Source organism: Pallidibacillus thermolactis, assembly GCF_025660415.1.
GTDB classification, from domain to species: domain Bacteria; phylum Bacillota; class Bacilli; order Bacillales; family Caldibacillaceae; genus Pallidibacillus; species Pallidibacillus thermolactis.
This window is the reverse complement of sequence record NZ_JAOUSE010000015.1, coordinates 45,645-54,359: the sequence shown is the minus strand read 5'-3', so window position 1 is coordinate 54,359 and position 8,715 is coordinate 45,645. Positions and strand designations below refer to the sequence as shown.

The window sequence follows — 8,715 nt, the reverse complement described above, 5'->3', positions numbered from 1 at the left end:
GTCCTTTCTGTTGAATGTTGTCTCTACATTTCATTCTACAAAAAAGGACGATTTTTTTGTACCATTAAATAGCAAAAGGGCTAGACCGAAGGTCAATTAAAAATTGACTTTTCGGACAGCCCCCTGTTAATGGTGTTGATTATGTTCGTTATTGTGCAAATTTTTTGGTACTTCGTCTTCTGTTCTTGGTTCAACGATAACAAATTGTCCCATCATTCCTTCATCTTCATGAAGTAAAAGATGACAATGATACATGAGCGGGAAGGATGGGTTTGTGTTTTCTCCAAATTGAACAGCGATGCGAACAGTGGAACCGCTTGGAATAAATACAGTGTCTTTTCGTCCTCTTTCATAAATAGGTGGCAATTCGCCGTTTATATCAAGGATACGAAAAGCTGCATCATGGATGTGAAAATTATGGTCCCAACCGCGATTTGTAATTTCCCAAATTTCTGTTGTATTTGCATGGACAACTTCATCGATCCGATTCATATCCATTGCTTTACCGTTAATTTTGGAATCCATTGTAAGCTCAAATGTACGAACTTTTGCGTTGGTTGGTACCTCGCTCTTTTGTTCTTTAGTCAATATTTTAGGGATCTCTTTAGTTTCCTTTAAATTATCCGAAGCGACTATTTTTAATAATTCGAATTCATTTTGGTCAATTCCATTTTCTCCTTTGAAACTGCGGAAAATCGTTTCATCACCGGGTTCAAAACTGACAACGATTTCTCCTCGTTCACCAGGGCTTAACATCATTTGGTCCAACTCAATCGGGCTTTCCAATAATCCAGCATCGTTTGCCACTAATTGAAAGGTTCTGCCGTCATCAAATCCAAAGTGATAGGCTCGAGCATTGGAACCATTCAATAAGCGAAATCGTATTTGGCTTTCTTTCACTTCAAGGTATGGATCATATGTGCCATTTACTAAAATCGTGTTTCCCATTAAACCAAAGGGTTCGATGTCCGTTTTTTCGATTAAATTGCCGTCTTCTGAAAATAATTTGTCTTGGTTGATGAGGGGAATATCGTTGACCCCATAGTTCGACGGTAAAGTTTTTGACTCTTCATCATCAATGATAAACATCCCAGCTAGTCCCCGATATACATGTAACGCTGTTTTGCCATGAAGATGAGGATGGTACCATGTTGTTGGTCCAGTACGGTTCCCAAGTGCTGCCGGCTTCAATCATTTGGTGTGGTCCACCATCCATCTCTGCAGGAAGATGAATACCATGCCTATGTAATGTAGAGGGTTCTCCTATATTGTTTGTGACGTCGAATGTAACTTGATCACCACGTTCTACACGTATCGTAGGTCCTAAATAGGAACCGTTAATTCCCCAAGTTTTTGTTTGTTTTCCTTTAAAAAATTCCGTCGTTCCTTCTTGCATTGTGAGTGCAAAATGTTTAACACCGTTTTCATCAATTGTTGGTTCAAGGATTTCCGGAATATTTAATGGATTAGTAAATGGCTGTTTTCCGATATTAGAAGTGTAATCTGTATTACACCCTGTAAGCCCCATAATTGTAACAGTGGAAAGTAGGATAAAACATTTTAAAGATTTCATTTTCTTTCTCCTTCCGTTGTTTTTATAAATTTATCCTACTTCCAAGTTCTAAAGATCTTCTTTCTAGATTCTTAAATTTTTCTTAAACGTATTTCGCTCTTTTGATTAATAAGTATTGTTGGAATGAAATACATATACTATTCGCTAAAGGAAGTATGATTTCTTGTGAAGAGTAAAAGATAATTGACATAAATACTATACGGGGGTATAGTAAAGATATAAAGAAAAGGGATGTGAATGACATGGGAGAAAAATTTTTACATGATCACCCAAGTAAACCAAGATCTGAAGAGGAGATTAAAAAAATTGTCAATCGCTTGAAACGCATTGAAGGTCAAATTCGTGGAATACAAAAAATGGTAGAAGAAGATCGATACTGTATGGAGATATTAGTGCAAATGAGTGCTGTCCAATCTGCATTAAAGTCTGTCGGTTTTTCAATAACGGAACGACATATTCAACATTGTGTCAGTGATGCTATTCAAAAAGGAGAAGGTCAAGAGACGATAGAGGAATTATTGCGTGTCATGAAGCAGTTTGGCAAATAAGGAGGGAGTAAGTTGAGTGAAAAAAAACATATTACACTTGGTGTTACAGGTATGTCTTGTGCCTCCTGTTCTAGCCGTATTGAAAAAGTTTTAAATCAAATGGATGGTGTCGAAGCGCAAGTTAATTTAACTACAGAAAAAGCAACAGTTGCCTACGATCCGGAGAAAATTTCCGTCGAAGATATTACAAAAAAAATTGAAAACATCGGTTACGGTGTATTAACGGAAAAAGTAGAACTCGATGTGTTTGGTATGACTTGTGTTGCTTGCTCCAACCGAATTGAAAAGGTATTAAATAAGCAAGAAGGGATTGAACTTGCCACCGTCAATCTAACAACGGAAAGTGCGGCGATTGAATATAATCCGGGTATGGTTGATGTTCAAGCGATTATTGAACGAATTCGAAACCTTGGCTACGATGCGAAGCCAAAAGCGGATGCAGAAGAAAAGCAGACACATAAAGAAAAGCAATTAAAAACAATGAAAACAAAGCTAATCATTTCAGCACTACTATCTGTTCCTTTACTTATTACAATGCTTGACCATTTGTTCGGTATGAATTTACCGGAGATTGTGATGAACCCATGGTTTCAATTTATCCTTGCAACACCGGTTCAATTTATTATCGGTTGGCAATTTTATATAGGAGCTTATAAAAATCTCCGTAATGGCGGAGCAAACATGGATGTCTTAGTCTCCCTAGGTACAAGCGCCGCATATTTTTATAGTTTGTACGAAACATTTAAAACAGTATTCATTCCGGAATACGAACCACATTTATATTTTGAAACGAGTGCAATATTAATCACTTTAATTTTATTTGGGAAATATTTAGAGTCTATGGCCAAAAGTCAAACGACAAATGCCATTTCTGAATTGCTTAATTTACAAGCAAAAGAAGCTCGTGTCGTACGTGACGGTAAAGAAGTGATGATACCGTTAGAGGATGTTGTTGTGGGAGACCGTCTAATCATTAAACCAGGTGAAAAAATACCTGTGGATGGTATTGTTATACACGGAAGAACTTCTGTGGATGAATCCATGCTAACAGGAGAATCAATACCGGTTGAAAAAAATCCGGGTGAGAATGTTATCGGTGCGACATTGAATAAAAATGGATCGATTGAAATCGAAGCAACAAAAGTAGGAAAAGACACTGCCCTTGCATCAATTATTAAGGTTGTAGAGGAAGCTCAAGGTTCAAAAGCACCAATACAAAGACTTGCCGATGTCATTTCTGGTTACTTTGTTCCGATTGTCGTCGGTATTGCAATTTTAACCTTTATTTGTTGGATATCATTTGTTCAACCTGGCCAATTTGAACCAGCTCTTGTAGCGGCGATAGCTGTTCTTGTTATTGCTTGTCCTTGTGCATTAGGGCTAGCAACACCGACCTCCATTATGGTTGGAACTGGTCGCGCAGCTGAGACGGGAATTCTTTTTAAAGGTGGCGAACATTTAGAAAGAACCTATCAAATTGATACTCTTGTGCTTGATAAAACTGGAACAATCACAAAAGGGAAACCCGAAGTAACAGACTATTTAGGTGACGAAGAAACATTGCAACTGTTAGCAAGTGCCGAAAAAGGATCTGAACACCCACTTGCTGGAGCAATTGTTGCTTTTGCAAAAGAAAGAGAAATTGATTTCCTGGATGTGGATGAATTTAATGCAATCCCTGGGCAAGGGATATCGGCAAAAATTGCGGGAAACCACATTTTAGTTGGTAATCGAAAATTGATGAGAGGTCATCAAGTTCAGATAGACGGATACGAAGAAACATTAAATGAATTTGAAATGAATGGAAAAACAGCGATGTTGATTGCAATAAACGGAAATTATCGCGGTATGATTGCGGTTGCCGATACAATTAAAGACTCGGCAAAAGAAGCCATTGAACAATTAAATGAAATGGGTATAGAAGTTGTCATGTTAACAGGTGATAACGAAAGGACAGCTCAAGCGATCGCAAAACAAGTAGGGATTCATCATGTTGTTGCACAAGTGTTACCAGATGAAAAAGCTGAAAAAATTAAAGAATTACAAGCTCTTGGAAAGAAAGTTGCTATGGTTGGTGATGGCATAAATGATGCACCGGCTTTAGTTATTGCAGATATCGGTATCGCCATCGGTACAGGGACGGAGGTGGCTATAGAAGCTGCTGATGTTACCATCTTAGGTGGTGAGCTTCTACTTATACCGAAAGCAATAAACATTAGTCATGCTACGATTCGAAATATTAAGCAAAACCTTTTTTGGGCTTTTGCTTACAACACAGCGGGAATTCCGATTGCAGCAGCCGGATTTCTTGCACCATGGCTTGCTGGAGCTGCCATGGCATTAAGTTCTGTCAGTGTTGTGACAAATGCACTTCGTTTAAAACGAGTGCAATTATAGCTATTTTAAAGGAGGTGAAAACATGACAACAAAAACATTGGATGTAAAAGGGATGAGTTGCGGACATTGTAAAATGACTGTTGAAGGCGCATTGAAAAAATTGGATGGAGTATCTGCAGCTCAAGTCAATCTAGAGGAAGGGAAAGTAGATGTAACTTTTGATGAATCCAAAGTTACCGTTGATAAAATGAAAGAAGTAATTGAAGATCAAGGCTATGATGTTGAAGTCTAATCATTAACAAAGTATGAATATAGAAAGCTGATTTTCTAATTTGAAAATCAGCTTTTTTAATGCTCTATAGATGAAAGTCATAAGCGATAAGGATAGATTTGTCATGGAGTTAAATATAGGATATATCAATACATATGATAGTTCATTAATAAACTCTGAACCAGTGCCTGTTCCACATGCCCTTGACTTCGAAATCTTTTGTTTTAGAGATTTTTTAAAAGCTGTGGGTAAAACTTGAAATAAATTGAATGGCTATAGTGGAATTTTTTGGTTGATATTGATTAATAGTGATTGAAATTGAATGTTTTTGGTTGACTTTTAATGTGTACGCATGTAAAATTCAAATTGAAAGTAATATTGAAAACGTTTTATAAGAGGTGGTTATTTGTTAGAACCAGAACGTCATCAGATCATCCTTGATCTATTAAAGAAGCAAAATACCGTTAAACTTCAGGAGCTTGTTGAATTAACAAATAGTTCCGAATCGACCATTAGGCGCGATTTGAGTCAATTAGAAAAACAAAAGTTATTAAAACGGGTCCATGGTGGTGCTGCAAGATTACAAAACATGCTTCAAGAACCAACGATGGTAGAAAAATCATCCAAAAACGTTCAAGAAAAAAGACTGATTGCCAAATATGCAGCAAGTTTAATTGAAGAAGGGGACTCAGTTTATATAGATGCTGGTACAACACCATTTGAAATGATTCCATTTCTACCAAGCGATATCGTTGTTGTGACTAATGGATTAATGCATGTCGAAGCCCTTTTAAATAGAAACATAAAAACATTTTTACTCGGGGGCTATGTAAAACCTACGACAAAAGCTTTAGTCGGTCGAAGTGCTATTGAAAGTTTAAAAAATTTCCGTTTTGATAAGTGCTTCATGGGGGTCAATGGTATACATCCAGATTATGGTTTTACTACGCCAGATCCGGAGGAAGCCACCGTTAAACAACTAGCTATTACGCTCACTCGCGATGCATATGTAGTTGCAGATGAATCAAAGTTTTCAGAAGTGACCTTTGCTAGAATAGCTGATTTGAAGGATGCGATGATAATAACAAATGCCATTGATAAAGAGATTCAATCACAATATGAACGTGAAACGACAATAAAGGTGGTCAGCGCATGATATATACAGTTACGTTAAATCCATCTCTCGATTACATTGTTGAATTAGATCAAGTTTCCATTGGTGAATTAAATCGGACAACGAATGAATCGAAATTTCCAGGTGGAAAAGGAATAAATGTATCACAAGTATTAAATAATTTAGATGTCAATAGTACTGCTTTAGGGTTTGTTGGTGGTTTTACAGGAAAATATATAGAGGAATTTTTACAATCTTTGGCGATAAATACTGATTTTATCAAAGTAAGTGATGACACTAGAATTAATATCAAAATTAAATCTGAAGTGGAAACGGAAATTAATGCCAAAGGTCCAAAGATAACGAAGGATAACTTTATAGCATTAAAGGAACAAGTTAAGTCGCTAACAAATGAAGATGTACTCGTTTTAGCTGGAAGTATCCCATCTGGCATGCCGAAAACGACATATGAAGAGTTAGGTGAAATTTGTCATCAAAATGGAACAAGTTTTATTGTTGATGCGGAAGGAGAATTATTATGGAATGTCCTGCCTTACAAACCGTTTCTTATTAAACCAAATCAACATGAACTTGGTGAACTTTTTAAAACCGTTATATCATCTCCGAAAGAAGCGATTCCGTATGCGCAAGAGTTATTAAAAAGAGGAGCGCAAAATGTTATTGTGTCCCTTGGTGCAAATGGCGCCGTTTTCGTAAATAGTGAAATAATCTTATATTCCCCTGGATTAAATGGTGACGTGAAAAGTACTGTAGGTTCAGGAGATTCTATGGTTGCAGGATTTATTGCTGCATATCAAAAAACAAAATCCTTTGAAGAGTCATTTCGTTACAGTGTCGCTGCTGGTAGCGCAACTGCATTTTCACTGGGCTTATGCACAAAGGATAAAGTAGAAAACTTGGTTCAACAAGTGAAGATTGAGTGCTTATAGAAGGGAGCTGAGGAATATGAGAATTACAGATTTATTAACAAAAGACACAATAAACTTATCGCTTGAAAGTACATCAAAAGCAAATGTTATCCATGAGCTTGTCGAAGTATTAGACCGTGCCGGAAAACTAACAAATTCTGACGAGTTTAAAAAAGCTATTTTAGCACGGGAAGCACAAAGCACGACAGGAATAGGTGAAGGAATAGCGATTCCTCATGCAAAAACAAATGCGGTAAAGGAGTCCGCAATCGCTTTTGGCAGATCAAATGCTGGCATTAATTATGAATCTTTAGATGGGCAACCGGCACACTTATTCTTTATGATTGCAGCAAAAGAAGATGCCAACAATACCCATTTACAAGTATTATCACGTTTATCTACCATTCTTATGAATAAAGAAATACGTAATCAGTTGTTGACTGCGGATTCAGTAGATGAAGTACTTGAGATTATTAATCAAAATGATGTTGAGAACGATAACGAATCAGACGAAGAAAGTGTTCCTCAGCAAGGCGCTGAAGATAAAAAATTTATTGTCGCTGTTACGGCTTGTCCAACAGGAATTGCTCATACGTATATGGCAGCCGATTCATTGAAGGCAAAAGCGGAAGAACTTGGTGTTGAAATTAAAGTTGAAACGAACGGAGCCAGTGGTGTTAAAAATAGACTTACATCTGAGGATATCGAACGTGCAGTAGCCGTTATTGTGGCTGCTGATAAACAAGTAGAAATGAACCGCTTTAATGGAAAGCATGTCATTGAAACGGCTGTCGCTGATGGAATTCGTATTCCAGAAAAACTAATTGAAAAGGCAGTTAAGCAGGATGCTCCGATCTATCATGCTGATAAAAATGAAACAAAAGAAAGTGAAGAAACAGAGCAAAGAGGCATAGGTGCTACAATTTACAAACATCTCATGAACGGTGTTTCCAATATGCTCCCATTTGTTGTCGGTGGTGGTATACTAATAGCCCTTGGTTTCTTATTTGGGGTAAATTCCGCTGACCCAAACGATCCTTCTTACAATGAATTTGCAGCGGCATTAAACACAATTGGTGATCAGGCTGCCTTTGGATTAATGATAGCCGTTTTAGCTGGATTCATCGCTTCGAGTATTGCTGACAGACCAGGATTTGCACCAGGTATGGTAGGGGGGATGTTAGCAACCATTGGTGAAGCAGGATTTTTAGGAGGATTAGTGGCAGGTTTCTTAGCTGGTTATCTGATGATTGGGTTGAAAAAAATACTAAGCAAGTTGCCAGCATCCATCGAAGGAATAAAGACCATTTTGCTTTATCCATTACTAGGTATTGGTTTGACCGGGTTAATTATGGTCTTTGTTGTGAATACTCCCGTTGGATTACTTAATAAAGCGATTACCGAATGGTTAACCGGTCTTGGTACAGGAAATGCAGTGTTGCTTGGTATTGTTTTAGGATTAATGATGGCTGTTGACATGGGTGGTCCAGTAAATAAAGCTGCATACGTTTTTGGTACGGGTTTAATTGCCAGTGGTGTTTATGCACCGATGGCCGCCATCATGGCTGCAGGAATGGTACCTCCTTTAGCCGTTGCGATTGCGACTACATTTTATAAAAATAAATTCTCACCGCAGGAACGAGATGCAGGTAAGGTCAACTATATTATGGGCTTATCTTTCATTACTGAAGGTGCAATACCTTTTGCAGCGGCAGATCCATTACGTGTCATTCCAACCTTAATGCTAGGTTCAGCGATTGCAGGTGGCTTGTCCATGTTCTTTGACATCGGTTTACGTGCTCCACATGGTGGAATTTTTGTATTCCCGCTAGTTGATGGAAATGTATTATTTTACTTGCTTTCAGTCATTATCGGAGCTGTTGTTTCTGGTTTGCTACTAGGAATTATGAAAAAACCAATTCAGTAGTTTTTATATCATTGAT

Annotated in this window: 8 protein-coding genes; 6 read left to right on the top strand and 2 right to left on the bottom strand. The window is 37.6% G+C overall.

Annotated elements, in window-relative coordinates; all coding sequences use genetic code 11:
• Positions 1-126: 126 nt before the first annotated feature.
• A complete protein-coding gene (locus OEV82_RS07110; RefSeq protein ID WP_263061440.1) occupies positions 127-1,191 on the bottom strand; it encodes a multicopper oxidase family protein in 1,065 nt (354 codons plus the stop codon).
• Positions 1,076-1,573 carry a multicopper oxidase domain-containing protein gene (locus tag OEV82_RS07105; protein ID WP_263061439.1) on the bottom strand — a complete coding sequence of 166 codons (498 nt, stop codon included), beginning with the start codon at positions 1,571-1,573 and terminating at the stop codon, positions 1,076-1,078. The genes OEV82_RS07110 and OEV82_RS07105 overlap by 116 nt, the downstream gene beginning before the upstream one ends.
• Before the next feature lie 242 nt (positions 1,574-1,815).
• Here OEV82_RS07105 and OEV82_RS07100 point away from each other — a divergent pair, with 242 nt between their 5' ends.
• From OEV82_RS07100 to OEV82_RS07075, 6 genes are all read left to right on the top strand, one after another.
• Positions 1,816-2,121, top strand: coding sequence for a metal-sensing transcriptional repressor (locus tag OEV82_RS07100; RefSeq protein ID WP_173658260.1), 306 nt, complete (start codon positions 1,816-1,818; stop codon positions 2,119-2,121).
• Between the two features lie 12 nt (positions 2,122-2,133).
• Entirely contained in the window at positions 2,134-4,518 is a 2,385-nt protein-coding gene (locus OEV82_RS07095; RefSeq protein WP_263061438.1) for a heavy metal translocating P-type ATPase, read from the top strand.
• A 22-nt stretch (positions 4,519-4,540) separates the two neighbouring features.
• Complete coding sequence (gene copZ / locus OEV82_RS07090; RefSeq protein WP_263061437.1) at positions 4,541-4,750, top strand: copper chaperone CopZ; 210 nt, start codon at positions 4,541-4,543, stop codon at positions 4,748-4,750.
• 385 nt (positions 4,751-5,135) lie between these two features.
• Positions 5,136-5,885 carry a DeoR/GlpR family DNA-binding transcription regulator gene (locus OEV82_RS07085; protein ID WP_263061436.1) on the top strand — a complete coding sequence of 250 codons (750 nt, stop codon included), beginning with the start codon at positions 5,136-5,138 and terminating at the stop codon, positions 5,883-5,885.
• A complete protein-coding gene (gene pfkB / locus OEV82_RS07080) occupies positions 5,882-6,793 on the top strand; it encodes a 1-phosphofructokinase (protein ID WP_263061435.1) in 912 nt (303 codons plus the stop codon). The genes OEV82_RS07085 and pfkB overlap by 4 nt, the downstream gene beginning before the upstream one ends.
• A 16-nt stretch (positions 6,794-6,809) precedes the next feature.
• A complete protein-coding gene (locus OEV82_RS07075; protein ID WP_263061434.1) occupies positions 6,810-8,699 on the top strand; it encodes a PTS fructose transporter subunit IIABC in 1,890 nt (629 codons plus the stop codon).
• The last annotated feature ends 16 nt before the right edge of the window (positions 8,700-8,715 follow it).

What these genes read in the sequence shown, in the direction of transcription:
- pfkB (WP_263061435.1), top strand. Translation starts at nt 5,882, where the DNA reads ATGATATATACAGTTACGTTAAATCCATCTCTCGATTACATTGTTGAA.
- OEV82_RS07100 (WP_173658260.1), top strand. Translation starts at nt 1,816, where the DNA reads ATGGGAGAAAAATTTTTACATGATCACCCAAGTAAACCAAGATCTGAA.
- copZ (WP_263061437.1), top strand. Translation starts at nt 4,541, where the DNA reads ATGACAACAAAAACATTGGATGTAAAAGGGATGAGTTGCGGACATTGT.
- OEV82_RS07075 (WP_263061434.1), top strand. Translation starts at nt 6,810, where the DNA reads ATGAGAATTACAGATTTATTAACAAAAGACACAATAAACTTATCGCTT.
- OEV82_RS07105 (WP_263061439.1), bottom strand. Translation starts at nt 1,573, where the DNA reads ATGAAATCTTTAAAATGTTTTATCCTACTTTCCACTGTTACAATTATG.